The organism is Flavobacterium psychroterrae (assembly GCF_018380615.1).
Taxonomy (GTDB): domain Bacteria; phylum Bacteroidota; class Bacteroidia; order Flavobacteriales; family Flavobacteriaceae; genus Flavobacterium; species Flavobacterium psychroterrae.
In genome coordinates, this window is record NZ_JAGYVZ010000002.1 from 60,292 (window position 1) to 80,589 (window position 20,298).

Consider the following 20,298-nt stretch of genomic DNA (forward strand, 5'->3'; position numbering starts at 1 on the left):
AAAAAAGTATTAAAAACAAAAAACCCGAATATTACTATTCGGGTTTTGGTGGTGCCTCCAGGGATCGAACCAGGGACACATGGATTTTCAGTCCATTGCTCTACCATCTGAGCTAAGGCACCGTGCTGATTGCGGGTGCAAATATAGAATCATTTTTCGTTTATCCAAAACATTTTTTAAAAAAAATCAATTCGTATCTTTGTGTTTTAAAAAAAGCAAACATGATTTTAACTGTCGATGTTGGTAATACCAGAATTAAAGCAGCTGTTTTTGAGGGGAATACTGTTCTGGAAAGTTTTGTTTTTAAGAAAAATGAGCTTCAGGAAAAAATAGAAAATATTTTAAAAAAATTTCAAAACTGCTCAGATTTGGTTGTTGCCTCGGTAGGAAATATCGAAAAACAATCTTTTTTAGCTTTCGAAAAACATTTGAATATTCATTTTTTAACGCACGAAGACATTTTTCCTTTTGTAAATAAATATGCAACCCCAAAAACTTTAGGAATTGACAGAATGGTTTTGGCTTCCGGAGCCACTTTAAAATTTCCGAAACAAAATAGGCTGGTTATTGATGCGGGAACTTGCATAACTTACGATTTCATCGACGAAAACGACAATTATTTGGGCGGAGCGATTTCTCCGGGTTTACGATTGCGTTATGAAGCTTTGCATAACTATACGGCTAAACTGCCTCTGCTGACTTTTGAAACACCAGAATTATATATAGGAAACTCCACAGCACAGGCGATTCATTCCGGAGTTGTGAATGGCTTCGTCTATGAGATTGACGGTTTTATCGATGAATATCGAGCAAACTTTTCAAATTTTATAATAATTTTAACGGGAGGAGATGCAGATTTTTTGGCTAAACGATTAAAAAATACCATATTTGCCAATTCAAATTTTCTTTTAGAGAGTTTGAACCAAACATTTCAATATAAAATCGACAATGATTAAAAAAATTATAGTAAGCGCATGTTTGCTTATCTCGTTCGTTTCATTTGCTCAACAGGGTACTGCTTCTCCTTATTCTTTCTTTGGGATTGGTGATGTCAGATTTAAAGGAACTCTTGAAAACAGGTCTATGGCAGGGGTTTCGGTAGAGCAGGATAGTATCCATTTGAATATTGAAAATCCGGCAAGTTATGCCAGTTTGGGGCAGACTACTTTTACAATTGGAGGAACTTTTGGGTCATCTACATTAAAAACTAATGAAGGATCTGCTAAAGCGCAAAGATCAACTTTTGATTATTTAGCGATAGGAATTCCAATGGGAAAATTCGGAGCATCATTTGGTTTGATTCCCGTAACTTCAGTTGGTTATAAAATTCAAAACGACAATACAGGAACAGACGGTGCTACAAGTACACAACTTCAGGGAAAAGGCGGAGTTAATAAAGTGTATTTTGGTTTAGGATATAAAATTAAAAAAAACTGGACTATTGGAGCTGATGCTCAATATAACTTTGGTAAAATCACAACAACAAGCGTAGAGTTAGTTACGGGGGTTCAAAATGCTACCGCAGAAACAAATGCATCTGAATTATCTGGTGTTGGTTTTAGTATTGGTACAATGTATCAGACTAAAATTGATAAAAAATTAACTTTGTTTACGAGTTTAAGTTATGCTTTTGCAACTAATTTAACTTCAGATAATACAAGAGTTATTGCAGTAGATGGTGATGCAGATCCTGTTGTAGGAGATCCTCATGAAGATAAATTAAAGTTACCTAATAAGGTTACATTTGGTGTGGGTATTGGTGAGCCAAGAAAATGGCTGGTAGGTACAACAGCTTCTTTTCAGGGGAACGGACAACTTGCAAATTATTACAACGCAGCAGATAATGTAAGTTATGAAAAGTATCAAAAATATGCAGTAGGTGGATATTTTATTCCTAATTATGCATCTTTTACAAGTTATTTAAGCAGAATTACATACAGAGCCGGACTTAAATATGAAAAACTTGGTTTGGTAGTTAATAATCAATCAATCAATGATATTGGAATGAATTTAGGGGCAGGAATTCCTCTTGGAAATGGTTCTTTTTCAAATGTAAACGTAGGTTTGGAATTTGGAAAAAGAGGAACGATGACTGCAGATTTAGTTCAGGAAAATTATTTCAATGTTAGTTTGAGTTTCTCTTTCAACGACAGATGGTTCGTGAAAAGTAAATTCAACTAAGCATACGTTTTTATGTTTTTCTAAGCTCATTACAATTTACTACATTTGGCAAATGAATTTACCAAAGAGATATATTATAAGCGTTGTCACAGTTATTGCTGTGACACTGTTTTCTGGATGCGAAAGTAATTTTAAGGATGTTCAAAAAATTAACTTCTCAGAGTTTGTTCCGGGAAGTGACGCAGATACCGTTAATATAAAATATACCGATTCCGGCCGCATAACAGGAGTTTTGAAAAGTCCGAAGATGCTGGATTATTCTAATCTGGATTTTCCTTTTACCGAATTTCCAAAAGGAATTGACGTTACTTTATATGATAAAAAACAAAAGCGTACTTTTATAGTGTCAAATTATGCTGTTTCATATAAACCAACCAGTATAATAGATTTACAGGGAAAGGTTAAAATAACGTCAGAAACAGGACAAATGCTGGAAACGGAGCAATTGTTTTTTGATCAGAAAAACGAATGGTTTTACACCGAAAGAAAGTTCAAGCTTACTGATGCAAAAGGCGTTTCTTACGGTCAGGGAATTGATTTTAGTAAAGATTTTAAAGTGATTAATTCGCAGCGTGTAAGCGGTGAAATTGAATCAGACGAAAAAATATAATTATGGGCATTTTAAAATATACACAATATCTTTATTTAATAATTGCAGCTGCTTTCATTTATGATGGAGTTACGAAGCTAAATTCACATACTGAAAATGCGTGGTTAAGCTTTATAATTGCAGGTGTGAGTGTTTTTATGTTTTTCTTCAGGAGAAAATATGCCAAGAAATTTGATGACCATTATAAAAAACAATAAAAATGGAGATTAGTATTATAATACTATGTTTAATACTATCAGCGTTTTTTTCAGGAATGGAAATAGCTTTTATTTCCTCGAATAAAATTTATCTTGAAATCGAAAAGAAACAGGATAATTTTTTATCTCAAATTTTAACCAAACTTACAGAGAATCCATCAAAATTTATTGCTGCAATGCTTATTGGTAACAATGTCGCATTAGTAGTGTATGGTTTTTATATGGGAGATTTGATTCTGGAATGCATTATTAAATTAGGCTTTCATTTCTCTAATTTAACAAGTTTATTGGTTCAGACGATTCTCTCGACTTTTATCGTTTTAATAACCGCAGAATTTTTTCCGAAAGTTTTTTTCCAGATTTATGCCAATTCATTAATTAAGATTTTTGCAATTCCGGCATATCTGTTTTACAGACTGTTTTATTATATCTCCACTTTTTTTATCTGGATTTCGGATTTTGTTTTAAGAAAATTTTTCAAAACCGAAGGCGATCAGGTACAATTGTATTTTAGTAAAATCGAACTCGGAAATTATATTACAGAACAAATGAATTCTGTTGAAGATGATGAAGAAGTAGATTCGGAAATTCAGATTTTCCAGAATGCACTAGAATTTTCAGGCGTAAAAGCGCGTGATATTATGACACCACGAACTGAAATAGTGGATATTGATTTATTTGACAGTATTACCGACTTAAAACAATTATTTGTAGAAACAGGATATTCTAAAATTGTAGTAAGTCAAAATTCGCTTGACGATATTGTGGGTTATGTACATTCATTTGATTTGTTTAAAAAGCCAAAAACAATAAAATCAGTTTTAATGACCGTTGAATTTGTGCCGCAAACCATTTTAATTAAAGATGCGCTAAATTTATTAATCAAAAAACGAAAAAACGTAGCAGTTGTTTTAGATGAATACGGAGGAACTTCCGGGATAATTACAATAGAAGATATAGTCGAAGAACTTTTTGGTGAAATTGAAGACGAACACGATTCAGAAGAAGAAGAGCTGATTGAAAAGGAGTTGGGCGAAGGTAAATATTTGTTTTCGACACGCTTAGATGTTGAATACCTGAATGAAACCTATAAACTGAATATTCCTGAAGAAGATTCTTACGGAACGTTAGGAGGTTTTATTGTTAATTCTACTAAAGAAATCCCCCAAAAAGGTGAGGAAATAGTGATTGACAGCTATCATTTTGTAATTGAAGAAGCAACAAATAAGAAAATTGAATTGGTTAAATTGACAATAAAAGAGTGATTTTTTAAATTAATAAAAAAAATTGTGTAAAATAAAACGCTAGTTGTATTGTTATTAACTAGATAATTGTATTTTCGCAAACTGAATATAAAATTAACGATAATAAAAATGGCAGTTTTAGCAAAAATTAGACAGCGTTCCGCTTTATTGATAGGAGTTATTGCACTTGCATTATTTGCATTTATAATACAAGATCTTTTCACTAGAGGAAGTTTCGGTCAAAGTTCAAAAGATGTGGGAAGCATCGATGGAAAAGATATTTCATTTGAAGACTTTAGAGTTAAAGTTAGTAATGTTGAAAAAAGCGGGCAAGGAATTACTTCCACTGAAGCTGCAAACAAAGTTTGGGACCAAGAGGTTTCAATCGCATTATTATCAGCTCAATTTGATAAATTAGGATTAAGAGTTGGTGAAAAACACTTACTTGAAGTTTTAAAATCAGATCCAAATATTGGTAAAAACCCAATGTTCCTTAACGCAGCAGGTGGTTTTGACGTTGTGAAATTTAAAGAATACTTCAAGACTAATCCTGAAGCAGCTCAATATCTTTCTGAAAAAGAAAAAGATGCTGAATTAAATGCAAAATTTCAAATCTACAGTACATTAGTAAAAGCAGGTCTTTATACTACAGCCAGTGAAGGAAAACTGAAATATGAAATGGAGGCTAACAAAGTAAACTTTGCTTATGCTGCTGCACCATATTCTTCTATTAAAGATAGCGACGTTAAAATTTCAGATTCTGACATTGTTGATTATATGAAGAAAAACGAGAAAAAATTCAAAGCGGATGCAACTCGTGAAATTCAATATGTTTTAGTTGAAGATAAAGCGTCAAAAGAAGACGAAGCTGAAATCAAAGCTAAAATCACAGGTTTACTTAACGGAAGAGTTGAGTATAATGCAAAAACAGGTAAAAATGATACTTTGCCAGGTTTTAGAAATGCAACTAACATTGCTGAATTCGTAAATTCAAATTCTGATGTTCCTTACGATTCAACTTATGTGGCTAAAAATTCTTTACCTGCAGTAGATGCTGATAAATTATTTAGTTTGCCAGCCGGTTCAATTTACGGACCATACGTTTTTGGAAGATATTGTGCTATTTCTAAATCTTTAGGATTTAAAGCTGGTGTTAACGCAAAAGCAAGTCATATCTTAATAGGTTACACAGGATCTCAAACTCCAAACCAAAAAGAAAAAAGAACAAAAGAAGAAGCTAAAGCTAAAGCAGAAGAAATTCTTGCTCAGGTGCAGGCAAATCCGGATAGTTTCATGATGTTGGCTTTTACAAGTTCTGATGATTCATCTGCACAACAAGGTGGTGATTTAGGATATTTTAGTCCAAATCAAATGGTAAAACCATTCAACGATTTTGTATTCAATAACGGAATTGGAAAAGTTGGTTTAGTTGAAACTCCTTTTGGATTTCACATTATCAAAATTACTGACAAGCAAGACGGAATTCGTTTAGCTACTATTGCTCAAAAAATTGAGCCTTCTGAAGCTACTTCTGATAAAGTATTTACATTGGCAACTAAATTTGAAATGGATGCTGCCGATAAAGATTTTAATGCTACTGCAAAAGCGTTAGGTTTAAAAGTATCTCCTCCTGTAACTGCAAAAGCTATGGATGAAGCGTTTGGTCCTTTAGGAAACCAACGTAACATTGTAAGATGGGCATATGATAAAGAAACTAATGTAGGAGATGTTAAACGTTTTGAGATTGCTAATATTGGTCACGTAATTGCTCAATACAAAAGCGAAAACAAATCAGGTTTAGTATCTGTAACATTAGCAAGACCTTATGTAGAGTCTATCTTGAAAAACAAGAAAAAAGCTGAAATGCTAAAAGCTAAATTAACAGGTTCTACAATCGAAGCTGTTGCTAAAAGCGCTGGTGTTGCAGTTCAACAAGCTGCTAATGTAACGTTAGACAATCCGGTTTTACCGGGTGGAGTTGGACAAGAGCCTAAAGTTGTTGGAAATGCATTTGCATTAGCTGCAAATAAAATTTCTGCTCCAATTGAAGGAAACACAGGAGTTTATGTTGTAAAAAATATTAGTACTGTAAAAGCGCCTGCTTTAACTAACCACGCTGAATATGTTGCTAAAGTAAAAGCTCAAAGCGCATCTGACGCAAGCAGAATTTTACCAGCTTTGAAAAACAATGCTAAAATTGAAGATAACAGATTACAATTTAACTACTAGTTTTAGTAATTAAAAATCTAAATATAAAAAACCCGAAACGTCTTAAGATGTTTCGGGTTTTTCTTTTTTACTAAAATTTTTATTGTTTTTGTAATAATAATCTACGTATTTTCTTTAATTATATAGGAATAATCGAAATACAAATAAAAAATTTGTGATATTCAAAATATTGCAGTTAATTTGTTAAAATTTTTTATTTTAACTTTAAATAAAATCACCAAAAGAGCTATGAGTGAATACTTTAATTATGGGGAATTAAATGTTTATGTTTAGTTTATTAAAGAAAAGACCGAGGGTATATTCTAAAATTGAAAATCATATTTTTGGAATAATTACGGAGCTTTTAAAACTCGGCAGTACTGACATCAATAGTGATGAATTGGGAGGTAAATATTATTTAAGTAACGAAGAACAGCATTTTAAAGTTACCATTATGAGTAACGATTATGTGATCAGGTTAACAAATACGCGCGATTCTGTAGCTGAAAAATACGATAAGCTTTTTGTTGAAGATGTTTTGAAAGCTGTAAAAGAGGAGAAACACCGCAGAATGGAAGTGGTATATGATTCTATTACAAATAGTATTGAAAAAATGGCAGAACGTTTGCACAATACACTTATAGAATCTAATGAGTTAGAAACGCAAAAAGTTCGAAGACTTGAAAAATCATCATAATAATAACAAAAAAAAGTAAACTGGAAAGTTTACTTTTTTTGTCTTAAGAAGTTTCAAATAAATAATTTATACCTGTAAGATCATTTCGTCATAAGAAAGAATAGTATTATATCCTTTTTCAGAAAAATATAATGTTGGATCTTCTTTTGAAATTACCATTACAAAATCTCCGCCCCAGGCACCAAGGCTTTTAATTGCGCCATTGAAATCCGGAAAAGAAGTTTCTTTAATCGTTCGTATTTCCAGAATGTTACTTAAATGCATTTCGTGTTTTTCTACAGCTACTGCAAATTCTTTTATAGTTTGCGCATTCAAAATGCTATCTGTGATTTTATTATTATTATCTAAAATGGTATTCTCCAGATTTTCATTTCTGTTATTATAATAGGCGTTTATTGCAGCTTTGCTGTTTTGTTTTTTATTTAAATAGACAAAATAAATGTTTTGTGTAAAATCAGGATGAAATTCAACAGTTTCAACTATTGGTAAATTCTGTTCTAAACAATATAAAATTGGTGTATTATTTTGTGCGCAGGCAATATCGTAGCCACTTCCTCCAAAACTATTTTTTAAGAGCGTAAAAGCATCAATATTGGTCCATTGAGCAATATTGTTCAGTAATGTAGAAGAGGTTCCTAATCCCCAGTTTTTTGGAAACGTAAGTTGTGTGCTTATTATATATCCTTCAGCATTATTAATGAAGTCAGGATTTAAAAGATATGCTTCATGTAAAATCTGAATTAAAGTGGTTTTTACCGTTTCGCTTTTTAAATCTGTATTATGTATTATTTCAGAAAATGAAATAGTGTCTCCGTACCAAAGATGTTCGTCAAAATCATAACTTTTCCATTGTATTTCCTGGTTTGAACCGTTTTCTACGATTAGATTTTGTCCAAATTTTGTGGGTAATGCAAAAGCTCTGGCGCCATCTAAAACTAAATATTCGCCTGTAATTAAGAGTTTTCCGTTACTGTAAAAGGTTGTTTTCATGCATATATGTTTCACATAAATCCCAATTTTTAAATTCCAAATCGCAGCATAATTGGAATTTGGAATTTAAAAATATTGGAATTTAATTAATCGTTTTATTTCCTCAAATTTTCAATAAACTCAACAACTGCACTATGTGAAACGGTATTTTTCTTAAAGTGAGATTTAATCAAACGGCGTTCTTCTTCGTTAGCTTCAAATTGGTTGATGATGTTGTTTAAATGCATTTTCATATGTCCTTCCTGAATTCCGGTTGTCGTTAGGGAACGTAACGCAGCAAAGTTTTGCGCCAAACCAGCAACGGCAACAATTTCCATTAATTCTTTTGCGGATGGTTTTTCAAGTATTTCAAAACATAATTTCACTAAAGGATGCAAAGAAGTTAATCCGCCAACGGTTCCTAAAGCTAGCGGAATTTCAAGCCAGAAAGTAAAAATTCCGTCTTCGATTTTTGCGTGAGATAAACTGGCATATTGACCATTTTTTGAAGCATAAGCATGAACTCCGGCTTCGACAGCTCTAAAATCATTTCCGGTTGCAAGAATCACGGCGTCAACACCATTCATAATTCCTTTGTTGTGTGTTACGGCTCTAAAAGGTTCAACTTCGGCAATTTGAACGGCTTGTATAAATCGCTCGGCAAATTCTTGAGGATTTTGAATGTTCTTTTCGGTTAAATCTTCAATTGGGCAGGAAACTTCGGCTCTAACAATGCAATTTGGTACATAATTAGATAAAATACTCATGACAACTTTTAGCGTTTCATCTTCTGAAAATAAATCAGAATTCTTAAATTCATCTTTTAGAGTTGTAGCAAACTGTTCCAGACAAGAGTTAATAAAGTTGGCGCCCATACTGTCTTTGGTTTCAAAAGTAGCATGAAGCTGAAAATAATTTTCAAGTAAACTTCTTTTATCTTTTAGTTTAATATCTAAAATTCCGCCGCCGCGTTGCTGCATGTTTTTAGTAATGCTTTGCGTGTCAGATAAAAATTTAGGTTTTATTTCGTCAAAGAAAGATTGTAGCTTTTCGGCATCTCCATTATAGGTAAAATGCACCTGTCCAATTTTTTGAGTGTCAATTACGGTTGCTTTAAAACCGCCTCTTGTTGACCAGTATTTTGCTGCTTTTGATGCTGCTGCAACTACTGAACTTTCCTCAATTGCCATTGGAATTGTTTTGTATCTTCCGTTGATTAAAAAATTAGGAGCAACTCCCAGTGGAATATAAAGATTTGTAATCGTGTTTTCGATGAATTCATCATGCAATTGTTGTAGCTTTTCGTCTGAATTCCAGTAATTTCTTATAATCGTAAGTGCTTCTTCAGGGTTTGAAAAATAGGTATTGGCGATCCAGTTTATTTTTTCTTTTTTGGATAATTTCGAAAATCCGGCAACGGCGTTGTTCATTCTCAGTATTTTAAATAATAAAGTTGCGGCAAAGATACCATTTTAAGAGTTTTGTTTATAATGTATTTGAAATTTGAAAAGTACGCAATCGTTATTTTTTTTAACATTTAACAGTTGAAATGTGTATTATGTTCATTTTTTTTACTAAAATTGGGGTCTTTTTTATATTTAAAATAATTCTCAATGAATACGAGTAAAATTACTGTAATATTTTTATTTTTAGTTGCTACGGTTTTTGGTCAACAAAAAATTACTGTTGAAGATATTTACAATGGAGCATTTCGTGCAAAAGGAATGGATGAGTTGCAATCATTAAAAAATACAGATCAATATACTGTTTTGAACGTGGATCAGGCGAGTAGAAGTATGCAGATTGATTTATATGATTTTGCTACTTTAAAAAAAGTGTCCAACTTAATTGATACTAAAAATCATAGAGAACTTGCTGAAGGAATTGACAGTTATACGTTTGATGCTTCAGAAAAAAAGATTCTGATTGCGTGTAATTCCAATAAAATCTTTCGTCACTCTTTTACTGCAGATTATTTCCTTTATGATATAACAACAAAATCATTGACTAAGCTTTTTGATTTTCAGGTTCAGGAGCCAACTTTTTCGCCTGACGGAACTAAAATTGCATATGCTAAAGAAAATAACTTATATGTTTATGATGTAGCGTCAAAAAAATCGACGGCTGTTACAACTGACGGAAAGAAAAACGCCATCATTAACGGTATTACGGATTGGGTTTATGAAGAAGAATTTGCTTTTGTACGGGCTTTTGACTGGAGCAAAGACAGTAAAAAACTAGCTTATATTCGTTTTGACGAAAGCGCTGTTCCTGAATTTTCAATGTCAATGTTTCATCAAGATTTATATCCAACAATTGAAACGTTTAAATATCCTAAAGCGGGAGAAAAAAATTCGGTAGTTTCATTGCATATATATGATGCGGCTGGAAATAGTACTAAAAAAGTTGATTTAGGAAATTACAACGACTTTTATATTGCAAGGTTACAATGGACAAACGATAACAATGTATTATCGGCTCAGGTTTTAAACCGCCATCAGGATAATCTTGATTTATTATTTGTTGACGGAAATACAGCCGTGGCAAAAGTGGTTTTGAATGAAAAAGATAAAGCTTACGTAGATGTTACAGATAATTTGACCTTCTTAAAAGACAATAGTTTTATCTGGACAAGTGAAAAAGACGGTTTTAATCATATTTATGTTTATGATAAAACAGGGAAACTTAAAAATCAGGTTACAAAAGGAAACTGGGAAGTAGTATCTTACTACGGTTTTGACGAAAAAAACAAAACTATTTTCTACCAATCTACAGAAAATGGTTCTATCAACAGAGATATTTACAGAATTGGTTTAGACGGAAAAAACAAAATGCGTTTAACTTCAAAAGTGGGAACAAGTACGGCAACTTTTAGTCCGAACTTCCAATTTTTCATCAATACTTTTTCTAGTAATTTACAACCTACGACTTATACTTTGAATGAGTCCAAAACAGGAAAAGAAATTCAGGTTATAGAAAACAATAAAGATCTTTCGGCAAAATTAACTTCATATAATTTGCCTGCCAAAGAGTTTTTTGTTTTAAAAACAGCCAAAGGAAACGAATTGAACGCATGGATTTTGAAGCCAAAAGATTTTGATCCCTCAAAAAAATATCCTGTTTTCATGTACCAATATTCTGGTCCGGGATCTCAACAAGTAAATAATGATTGGAACAACTCTGATGATTATTGGTTTTTATCTCTTACGCAACAAGGTTATATTGTAGCTTGTGTTGATGGTAGAGGAACTGGTTTTAAAGGTGCCGATTTTAAAAAAGTGACTCAAAAAGAATTAGGAAAATACGAAGTACAAGATCAGATTGATGCTGCAAAAGTAATTGGGGCTTATCCGTATGTTGATGCTTCAAGAATTGGAATCTTCGGGTGGAGTTATGGTGGTTTTATGGCTTCAAACTGTATTTTTCAAGGAAATGATGTTTTCAAAATGGCAATTGCAGTTGCTCCGGTAACGAACTGGCGTTTTTATGACAGTGTTTATACGGAAAGATACATGCAGACGCCTCAGGAAAATGCAAGCGGTTACGACCAAAATTCGCCAATAAATCATGTTGAAAAATTAAAGGGGAAGTTTTTATTGATTCACGGATCTGGTGATGACAACGTGCATGTACAAAACTCAATGCAGATGATGGAAGCGTTAATTCAGGCGAATAAACAATTTGATTCTCAGATATATCCGGATAAAAATCATGGCATTTTTGGTGGTGCAACGAGAATTCAGCTTTATAATAAAATGACTAACTTTATCAAAGAAAATTTATAATATAAAACTTTAAACCTTAAATAAATAATGAAGAATATGGGAGAAACTCAAGTAAAAACTGCGCATCCAAAAGGACTTTGGGTATTGTTTGGAACGGAGATGTGGGAGCGATTCAATTTTTATGGAATGCGAGCTTTATTAACTTTATTTCTTGTGAATTCATTATTGATGAAGGAAGAAGAAGCTTCTTTAATATATGGAGGTTTCCTTGGACTTTGTTACTTAACGCCAATGTTGGGAGGTTTTGTTGCCGATCGTTTTTTAGGGAACAGAAACTGTATTTTGTTAGGAGGATTATTGATGGCTATTGGGCAAATGTTATTGTTTACCAGTGGAAGTATATTTGAATCAAACTTAGATTTGGCAAAAATCATCATGTATTCCGCGTTAGGAGTTATTGTTTTTGGTAACGGATTTTTCAAGCCAAACATTTCGAGTATGGTTGGAAGTTTATATCCTAAACAAGAAAAAACAAAGTTAGACAGTGCTTTTACTATTTTCTATATGGGAATTAATATCGGAGCTTTCTTAGGTCAGTCTATTTGTCCTTTGTTAGGTGATGTAAAAGATGCTGGCGGAATTAGAGATATCCATGCTTTTAGATGGGGATTCATGGCGGCTTCTGTTGCGATGCTTTTAGGAACAATTCTTTTTTACTTTTTGAAAAATAAATATGTGGTTACTCCGGAAGGAAGACCATTAGGAGGTTTGCCATCTAAAAATGTAGCTTCTGATTTTGAAGAAGGAGAAGCTCAAAAAGCTAATTTTTCTAGTAAATCTTTAGTTATTGCAGGAATTGCATTTGTTGCTTTAGGATTCATTTTTCATTATGGTGTAGGTCAGAATTTAATTTACACACTAATTTATTCTAGTGGAATTTCTTTGGCAGGATTAATTATTTCAGATACTTCTTTGACTAAAATTGAAAGAGACAGAATTATTGTAATTTATATTGTTTCGTTTTTTATTATTTTCTTTTGGGCGGCTTTTGAACAAGCAGGTTCATCATTAACTTTTATTGCAGACAATCAAACAGATAGAAACTTCTTTGGCTGGTTAATGCCGCCATCTATGGTTCAGATTTTTAACGGACTATTTGTGGTTTTATTAGCGGTGCCTTTCAGTATACTTTGGGATACATTAAGAGCAAAAGATAAAGAGCCTATTTCACCAGTAAAATTAGCTGTTGGTTTAGTTGTAATTTCAATAAGTTTCTTCATGATTGCTACTCAGGTTTCATACATTGGAACTTCAGGATTACTATTGGTTAAATGGCTTATTTTATTGTATTTCTTAAATACATGTGCTGAGTTGTGTTTGTCTCCAATTGGTTTATCATTGGTAGGGAAATTATCTCCAAAACGTTTTGCATCTTTATTATACGGAGTATTCTTTTTGTCAAATGCATCTGGTTATGCTTTAGGTGGAACTTTAGGTTCTATTTTACCTGCAACAGGAGATAAATTTGCTAAGGCTAAAGAATTAGGAATCGATCTTCAGGCAGTTTTAGATAATAAAGTTGTGCCAACTGCTGAACAATTATCACTTTTAGAAAAACATCAAATTAGCGCTCATAATCACTTTTTTGCAGGATTTGAAATCCATAACTTATATGAGTTTTTCATGGTATTTGTAGTTCTTACAGGCATTGCTGCAATAGTATTGTTTGCTTTGACTCCATTCTTGAAAAAAATGATGCATGGTGTTAGATAAAATGGAACACAAAATTACCTTAGAAGAAATTCAAAATTTTAAAGGCAATTATCCAAAACAATTGTGGTATTTGTTTTTTGTTGAAATGTGGGAACGTTTCTGTTTTTACGGAATGCGTGGTGTGCTTACATTTTTTATGGTTGATCAGCTTTTTTTAAAAGATGAACATGCCAATTTACAATACGGAGCTATTCAGGCTTTTGTGTATGCTTTTACCTTTATTGGAGGTATTTTTGCCGATAAAGTTTTAGGATTTAAAAAGTCATTATTTTTTGGAGGAATCGTTATGATTCTCGGGAATTTATTGATCGCTTTTTCTCCGCAAACTATGTTTTATTATGGTATTGCATTTTCAATTATTGGAACGGGTTTTTTTAAGCCAAATGTTTCGTCAATGGTTGGAGAGTTATATCATGAAGACGACGGCAGAAGAGATGCAGGTTATGGAATGTTCTATGCCGGAATAAATGTTGGAGGTCTTTTAGGAGGTGCTTTATGCATTTATTTAGGAAAATATTATTCATGGCAATTGTGCTTTTTATCTGCTGCTGTAGTAATGTTTTTAGGTTTAGTGACGTTTTTGTTTACTAAAAAGTATTTAGGTCCTATTGGAGATTCTCCATTATTGAATCTGGAACCAGGTAAACGAAGAATTCGTGAAATTGCCGTATATGCTTTGTCAATATTAAGCTTGCCATTTATTTTTATAATGGTAAAAAATACAGATTACACAGATTATTTCATGTACACAATTGGAATAGTTGCTGTTGGGTATTTCACTTATGAATTGATTAAGTTAGGAGATGTAAAATTACAGAAGAAGCTTTTTGCAGCATTTTTGTTTGTATTCTTTTATCTTTTATTCAACGCAATTTATGAGCAGAGTGGAGGATCGTTATCGCTTTTTGCAAAAGACAATCTAAATGATAAATTATTATTTTTCTCCATTGATCCAAACATTGTAAATAATAGTTCGAATACTTTTTTTGTAGTTGTTTTAAGTCCGCTGATTGGTTTGTTGTGGATTTGGATGGGGAAAAGAAGAATAGAGCCTAATACATTAATAAAATTCGGAATTGGATTTTTGTTTTTAGGAGCTTCATTTTATATCTTCTATTTGACTAAATTCTTTGCAAATTCAAAAGGTATTGCATCTTTGAATGTATTTACATTTGCTTATTTAATAACTACAATTGGGGAACTTTGTTTAGGACCAATAGGCATGTCAATTATCACTAAATTATCTCCAAAAAGATTATTTGGTATGATGATGGGATTATGGTTTCTGGCTAGTGCTTTTGGACAATTATTTGCAGGAAAGTTAGGTGCCGAAATATCAAGATCAAATACTGGTCCTGATTTGGTTTCTAAGCTACAATCCTATACTGAAGGATATTATCAATTAGCCATTTATTCTATTGTTGCCGGAGTTATTTTAATAGCTATTTCGCCAATTATTAGAAAATTAATGCAAGAAGTAAAATAGATGACATTTATCAATTCTTTTTTTGTTTAAATTTGTCGAAAATAAAATAAAATGAAAAAAATATTTTTAATAACATTGTTTTTAATTGGAGCCTTTGTAACACAAGCGCAGGAATTAAAATGGTACACTGACGTGAGAGAAGCAATTACCGTTAGTAATAAAGAGCAAAAACCGATGTTGATGTTTTTTACCGGAAGTGATTGGTGCGGATGGTGTATTCGTTTGCAAAATGAGGTTTTGAAAACGCCGGAATTTAAAAAATGGGCTACAGATAATGTTGTTTTAGTAGAGCTTGATTATCCTAGAAGAACGCCTCAGACTCCTGAAATAAAAAATCAGAATAATGAGTTGCAGCAAGCATTCGGGATTCAGGGATTTCCAACTGTTTATTTTACCAGCGCTGAATCTATAGATGGAAAAGTAAATTTTAAAGGACTTGGTCAAACTGGTTATGTTGCAGGCGGACCATCTGCTTGGTTGACAGTTGCAGAAGGCATTGTTCATCCTAAAAAATCTTAAAAAAAAAATTATAATATTTTCAAAAACTCCTTGCGGTTGCGTAAGGAGTTTTTTTTTGTTTAGTAAGAAAAGTTCTTTGATTTGTTTTGTCTGTTTTAAGGGTTTCGTATTTTATTATGGTTAAAAAAACATATAATGTATTTTTTATATTAATAAAAATTGGAAAATTAAAATAATATGTTAATTTAGTCGTGCTATACTAACCATAACCAATCGTACTATGACTAAAAAATTACTTATCCTACTATTTTTTTTAGGTTCATATTTCCTGCATTCGCAAAACTTAGTTTGGAGAACAAACATGACAGATGCTATTGCAATAAGTAACGAACAAAGAAAACCAATGTTGATTTTATTTACTGCTTCAGGCGTATCGGACAATCTTCAAAATGAGATTTTTAAAACACCGGATTTTGCCGTTTGGTCGCGTGACAACGTAGTTCTTGTGAAACTTGATTTATCTGATTCTTCTGCTGATCAAAGTGATAAGGAGCAGAATATAAGACTGAAGAATGCATTTGGTGTTGAAGACTTGCCCGAAGTGTGTTTTGCAAGTGCTTCTGTTCGAAAAAATAAAACAACATTTAGTGCTTTAGGAAAAATCGCCTATAAGCCAGGAGGAGCTAAAGCATGGATCGCAGAATCTAATTTGATTTTGCATCCTAGTGAATAATTAAGTTTAAATTAAGTTTCTTAGTTTAATTTGTAGATCCCTTTTCGCCTTTGTGTGAAAAGGGATATTTTTGTAGTAATATTTGTCATGTCGAATAGTGGTTTTTGTTATTTTAGGAGATATATTTTTATGATTTTATTAAAAAACTAAGGCTTTATTAATGAATTTTCGTTTTTATTGATTTTTTATCAATTTTTGTTCCAATATCGTTTGTTTCGTAACTATATTATACTAATTTAGTCGCGTAAACCTACTTAAAACCAATTTAATATGACCCGAAAATTACTTATCCTATTCTTCTTTTTAGGTTCATTTTTTCTACATTCACAAAATTTAGTTTGGAAGACCGATATGAATGACGCAATAATTGCAAGTGATGCTCAAAAAAGACCTTTGTTAATTTTTTTTACAGCAAGTGGTATTTCACAAAAAATTCCGAATGAAGTTTTTGCAACTCCGGATTTTGCTGTTTGGTCACGTGATAATGTTATTTTAGTTAAACTTGATTTAGCTGATACTAATATGTCTGAAACTGCAAAAGATCAAAATGTAAAGCTAAAAAATGCTTTAGGTATTGATGAATTACCTCAGGTATGTCTTTTATTAGCTTCTGTTAAAAAAGGTAAAACTACTTTTAATAACTTAGGCGTAGTTCCTTTTAAACAAGGCGGAGCCAAAGTTTGGATTTCTGATGCAAATTTGATTTTGAATCCATAAATAGTAAAATCGAATGACTAATTTATCCCTTACCTCTTACCAGTGATAAGGGATTTTTTTTGTGGTATATTTTTAGCTGTTAATCAGTACTTTATTATTTAAAAGGCGTTTTTTCTTTATTTCGTTAAAAAAGATATAGATTTATTGGTTAAAAGATATTTATGATGTAGAATAATCATTTAATAGTTTTATTGTGTTTGTTTTATGGTGTATTTGTGTTAAATTGGTTGAATAAATACAATCTAAAACCAAAAGCTAACATGACACCAAAACTACTTATTTTACTGTTTTTTTTAGGTTCATTTTTTCTGCAAGCGCAAAATTTAGTTTGGAAGACGAATATGAATGATGCTATTAAAATGTGCGATGATGAACGAAAACCTTTATTGATTTTTTTTACTGCTTCCGGGACTTCACAGAAAATCCAGAGTGAAATTTTTGCAACACCCGATTTTATGGACTGGTCAAGCGAAAACATCATTTTGCTAAAACTTGATTTGTCTGATCCTTCAATATCCAGTGAAGAGAAAGAGCAGAATGTCAAATTGAAAGAAGCTTTAGGAATTGATGAATTGCCACAAGTTTGTCTTGCTACAGCTTCTATCAGACGAAATAAACCTACCATAAATAAACTTGGCCTGTTAGAATATAAAATGGGAGGTGCAAAAAAATGGATCTCTGAAGCAAAAATAATATTGCGCGGAGAGTAATAAAATTAATTTCCCCTAGTTTAATTTGTAATATCCTTTTTCACTTGTTGCGTGAAAAGGGATATTTTTTTTAAGGCAGGAGATTTTCCAGATTTTTAAAACTGCATATGAATTTGAAGCATCGGCAATTATTATTTGAGGATGTAAATCTTTTAAAATACGGTCCAGATTCACTTTAGGAGATTGAGTAAGAATTAGAATATCCGGTTGAAATTTGTTTGCATAAATTCCTGTGCTGTCAATTACTGCTATTTTTTTTCCGTTAAAAAATAACACGTTTTTAATTTTTTGAGTTGATTTTAGTTTGCTGAAATTTCCAACCAGATAGGAATTTAAAATAGTGTTCTTTGAAATAGTATCAGATGTAAAAATTGTGATTTCCTTTCCTTTTCGTTCAGATATTAAAGTGTTTCTTTTCGTATTATAAACAATTAGTTCATGTTTGTTTTCTACTTCTTTTTTTGTGTATATAAACGAAATTTGTAAAAGGATTACAGAGATTAGGAAAAAGAGTAATTTGTTGTAATCCCGTTTTTTATTCCAAATAATTGCTGAAATAATAAACAAATAGAAAGTGAGAAGATAATAAGAATTAAAGCTGATATCTCGTATTACAAACCATTCAAACGAAGCTACAATATGAATTGTTTTATTCAATAGATAAATGCTTTTTTCGAAAATTTGAATTATTAAAATAGGGGGAGAACTAAAAACGGCAAATATCATTACTATAATTCCGGCAATCATTATAAAAGATAATAACGGAATAATCACAATATTGGTGACAAAGAATAATCCGGGAAACTGATGAAAATAATACAAACACAATGGGAGCGTACCTATTTGCGCTGCGAATGAAACGGTTAATGCATTCCAGATTGTGGTCAGGATTTTATATTTTGGAACCCAGATTGTTTTTAGTAAAGGCTGTAACCAGACAATAAAAAACAACGCCAGATAACTCAATTGAAACCCAACATCAAATAGAAAATAAGGTTCAAAAAGCAATATCAAAAGAATGGAAACTAATAATGTATGATATATACTGCCGCTTCTGCGCAAATGATTTCCAATTGCCAAAAATGAAAACATTACTACAGATCGCAAAACAGATGGAGATAAACCTGAAATTACTGCAAAAAAGGTTAACGAAATCAGGATAGAAAGTAGTTTTATAAATGATCCTTTTCTGGTATTAGGAATTGGTTTTAAAATAAAATTTATAAATATCATAATAAAGCCAACGTGCAATCCGGAAACAGAAAGGATATGCGTCGCTCCTGAATACTGATAATCCTGAATAATTTCGGTTGAAATATCTTGTTGCTGACCTAAAATAAGTGCCAATGCAACATTCATTTCTTCTTTATTAAAATTTGATTTCTCAAGATTGTGGACTATTCTTGAATGCAGTCGTCCGGAATAATACCAAATGTCTTTTTTTGCTTTTTTATTAATGCTAATTTCAGCTTTGTTGCTGTAAATTTGTGCGAAAATTTGCTTGTCGGCCAGGTATTTACTGTAATTAAATTGGTTGGGATTCTTATTAATACTATTGCGTTGAAGAGTAGTTTTAACCTTTATTATATCGCCAATTACAGGATTTCTGGCGCTGTCCTTTTGGATGTTGAAAATTATTTTTCCCGAATACTCTTTGCCGTCAATATTATTTATTAAGGCTGTAAATCTATCGTTATAAGTATTGCTTTTAAGTTTTTCACGTAAAGTAAATGTTATGGTTTGCGGAGTTTCAAATGCTTTTGTGCAATGAATATAATTTGATTTTTGAAGAGAGTCTGTGTGAAATAATAAAGTTAAAACGCCTATGAAAAAAGAAACGAAATAAGTGCTTATTCCAAAGAACGAATTAAATTTTTTATTGACTTTATTTAAAAAATAAGAAAGTGCAAAAACAGGTAAACCCACAATAAATATTGATAAAGCGACATTAATTGTTGGCTGACCATAATAACAGAATAAAACACCAATAAGAAACCAAATTGTAATTTTGGCTAAAGGAAAATCTAATACTTTCATGGTTTAAAAGTATTAAATTTTTTGTAAGAAAAATTATATATTTTAATTAATTCGGTTTAGTCAATAATTCTATTGATTTGAACGAATGAATTTTGATAATATGGTTCTTTTGTAGAAGAGATTATAACTCCTTTTGAAGTGGAAGAATGAACAAATTTAATTTCATTTGAATTTACCTCTGTAATAAGTCCAACGTGATTGATTGATTTGCTTTTATTGGTTTTAAAGAAGATTAAATCGCCTTTTTCAGCATCGCTGAATTTAATTATTTTGCCAACTTTTGCTTGTTCATAAGAAGGTCTTGGCAGTTGGATGTTTTCTGATGCAAATGTAGTAAATACCAATCCTGAACAATCAAAACCATTTTTTGTTGTCCCACCAGCTTTATAAGGTGCGCCAATATTATCCGTGGCTTTTTCAATCAGATTTTTAACTACAGATCTGTTTTCTTTTTTCGACTCTTTTTTGCTAACAACGGTTGCACTTGAAGTCGATTTACAAGAAACGAAAGTGATTGCTAAAAGCAGTAAGGTGAATATTTTTTTCAAATCA

18 protein-coding genes and 1 tRNA gene are annotated in these 20,298 nt (G+C 31.8%); 14 read left to right on the forward strand and 5 right to left on the reverse strand.

What is annotated here, in order from left to right:
* Positions 1 to 46: 46 nt before the first annotated feature.
* Positions 47 to 122: transfer RNA gene (locus tag KHA90_RS02100), tRNA-Phe, on the reverse strand.
* A gap of 99 nt (positions 123 to 221) precedes the next feature.
* Between KHA90_RS02100 and KHA90_RS02105 the strand changes: the two genes are divergently transcribed.
* The 7 genes from KHA90_RS02105 to KHA90_RS02135 all read left to right on the forward strand — a co-directional run bounded on the left by KHA90_RS02105 (position 222) and on the right by KHA90_RS02135 (position 7,137).
* The gene (locus tag KHA90_RS02105) at positions 222 to 956 is read left to right on the forward strand and encodes a type III pantothenate kinase (RefSeq protein ID WP_213294549.1); all 735 of its coding nucleotides are present in this window, start codon (positions 222 to 224) and stop codon (positions 954 to 956) included.
* Positions 949 to 2,181: a hypothetical protein gene (locus KHA90_RS02110; RefSeq protein WP_213294552.1), complete on the forward strand. Its 1,233-nt coding sequence runs from the start codon at positions 949 to 951 to the stop codon at positions 2,179 to 2,181. Before KHA90_RS02105 ends, KHA90_RS02110 begins: the two co-directional genes overlap by 8 nt.
* Positions 2,182 to 2,233: 52 nt before the next feature.
* On the forward strand, positions 2,234 to 2,791 hold the full coding sequence (gene lptC / locus KHA90_RS02115) for an LPS export ABC transporter periplasmic protein LptC (protein WP_213294555.1): 558 nt from the start codon (positions 2,234 to 2,236) through the stop codon (positions 2,789 to 2,791).
* A 2-nt stretch (positions 2,792 to 2,793) separates the two neighbouring features.
* Positions 2,794 to 2,988: a hypothetical protein gene (locus KHA90_RS02120; protein WP_213294558.1), complete on the forward strand. Its 195-nt coding sequence runs from the start codon at positions 2,794 to 2,796 to the stop codon at positions 2,986 to 2,988.
* A gap of 2 nt (positions 2,989 to 2,990) precedes the next feature.
* Positions 2,991 to 4,253: a hemolysin family protein gene (locus tag KHA90_RS02125; protein WP_213294567.1), complete on the forward strand. Its 1,263-nt coding sequence runs from the start codon at positions 2,991 to 2,993 to the stop codon at positions 4,251 to 4,253.
* Positions 4,254 to 4,361: 108 nt separating this feature from the next.
* Positions 4,362 to 6,461, forward strand: a complete 2,100-nt coding sequence (locus tag KHA90_RS02130; RefSeq protein ID WP_213294570.1) for a peptidylprolyl isomerase — start codon at positions 4,362 to 4,364, stop codon at positions 6,459 to 6,461.
* A gap of 265 nt (positions 6,462 to 6,726) precedes the next feature.
* Entirely contained in the window at positions 6,727 to 7,137 is a 411-nt protein-coding gene (locus KHA90_RS02135; protein WP_213294573.1) for a hypothetical protein, read from the forward strand.
* A gap of 66 nt (positions 7,138 to 7,203) precedes the next feature.
* Here the strand turns inward: KHA90_RS02135 and KHA90_RS02140 are convergent, their stop codons facing one another.
* Together KHA90_RS02140 and KHA90_RS02145 are read right to left on the reverse strand one after the other, a co-directional pair.
* Complete coding sequence (locus KHA90_RS02140) at positions 7,204 to 8,127, reverse strand: GYDIA family GHMP kinase (protein ID WP_213294585.1); 924 nt, start codon at positions 8,125 to 8,127, stop codon at positions 7,204 to 7,206.
* A gap of 95 nt (positions 8,128 to 8,222) precedes the next feature.
* Positions 8,223 to 9,536, reverse strand: coding sequence for a hydroxymethylglutaryl-CoA reductase, degradative (locus KHA90_RS02145; RefSeq protein ID WP_213294588.1), 1,314 nt, complete (start codon positions 9,534 to 9,536; stop codon positions 8,223 to 8,225).
* 183 nt (positions 9,537 to 9,719) lie between these two features.
* Here KHA90_RS02145 and KHA90_RS02150 point away from each other — a divergent pair, with 183 nt between their 5' ends.
* The 7 genes from KHA90_RS02150 (at position 9,720) to KHA90_RS02180 (ending at position 17,709) form a co-directional block, all read left to right on the forward strand.
* Positions 9,720 to 11,891 (forward strand): S9 family peptidase, encoded by a 2,172-nt coding sequence (locus KHA90_RS02150; RefSeq protein WP_213294591.1) that lies wholly within the window; start codon positions 9,720 to 9,722, stop codon positions 11,889 to 11,891.
* A gap of 36 nt (positions 11,892 to 11,927) precedes the next feature.
* Complete coding sequence (locus tag KHA90_RS02155) at positions 11,928 to 13,604, forward strand: peptide MFS transporter (protein WP_213294594.1); 1,677 nt, start codon at positions 11,928 to 11,930, stop codon at positions 13,602 to 13,604.
* Position 13,605: 1 nt separating this feature from the next.
* The gene (locus KHA90_RS02160; RefSeq protein WP_213295636.1) at positions 13,606 to 15,090 is read left to right on the forward strand and encodes a peptide MFS transporter; all 1,485 of its coding nucleotides are present in this window, start codon (positions 13,606 to 13,608) and stop codon (positions 15,088 to 15,090) included.
* 51 nt (positions 15,091 to 15,141) lie between these two features.
* Positions 15,142 to 15,609, forward strand: coding sequence for a thioredoxin family protein (locus tag KHA90_RS02165; protein ID WP_213294607.1), 468 nt, complete (start codon positions 15,142 to 15,144; stop codon positions 15,607 to 15,609).
* 220 nt (positions 15,610 to 15,829) lie between these two features.
* Positions 15,830 to 16,282: a thioredoxin domain-containing protein gene (locus KHA90_RS02170; RefSeq protein ID WP_213294610.1), complete on the forward strand. Its 453-nt coding sequence runs from the start codon at positions 15,830 to 15,832 to the stop codon at positions 16,280 to 16,282.
* A gap of 270 nt (positions 16,283 to 16,552) precedes the next feature.
* A complete protein-coding gene (locus KHA90_RS02175) occupies positions 16,553 to 16,999 on the forward strand; it encodes a thioredoxin domain-containing protein (protein WP_213294613.1) in 447 nt (148 codons plus the stop codon).
* A 260-nt stretch (positions 17,000 to 17,259) separates the two neighbouring features.
* Positions 17,260 to 17,709, forward strand: a complete 450-nt coding sequence (locus KHA90_RS02180) for a thioredoxin domain-containing protein (RefSeq protein WP_213294616.1) — start codon at positions 17,260 to 17,262, stop codon at positions 17,707 to 17,709.
* Between the two features lie 15 nt (positions 17,710 to 17,724).
* Here KHA90_RS02180 and KHA90_RS02185 read toward each other — a convergent pair whose 3' ends face one another.
* Together KHA90_RS02185 and KHA90_RS02190 are read right to left on the reverse strand one after the other, a co-directional pair.
* Positions 17,725 to 19,746: a ComEC/Rec2 family competence protein gene (locus KHA90_RS02185; RefSeq protein ID WP_213294619.1), complete on the reverse strand. Its 2,022-nt coding sequence runs from the start codon at positions 19,744 to 19,746 to the stop codon at positions 17,725 to 17,727.
* A gap of 56 nt (positions 19,747 to 19,802) precedes the next feature.
* Positions 19,803 to 20,294, reverse strand: a complete 492-nt coding sequence (locus tag KHA90_RS02190; RefSeq protein ID WP_213294621.1) for a C40 family peptidase — start codon at positions 20,292 to 20,294, stop codon at positions 19,803 to 19,805.
* Positions 20,295 to 20,298: the final 4 nt, after the last annotated feature.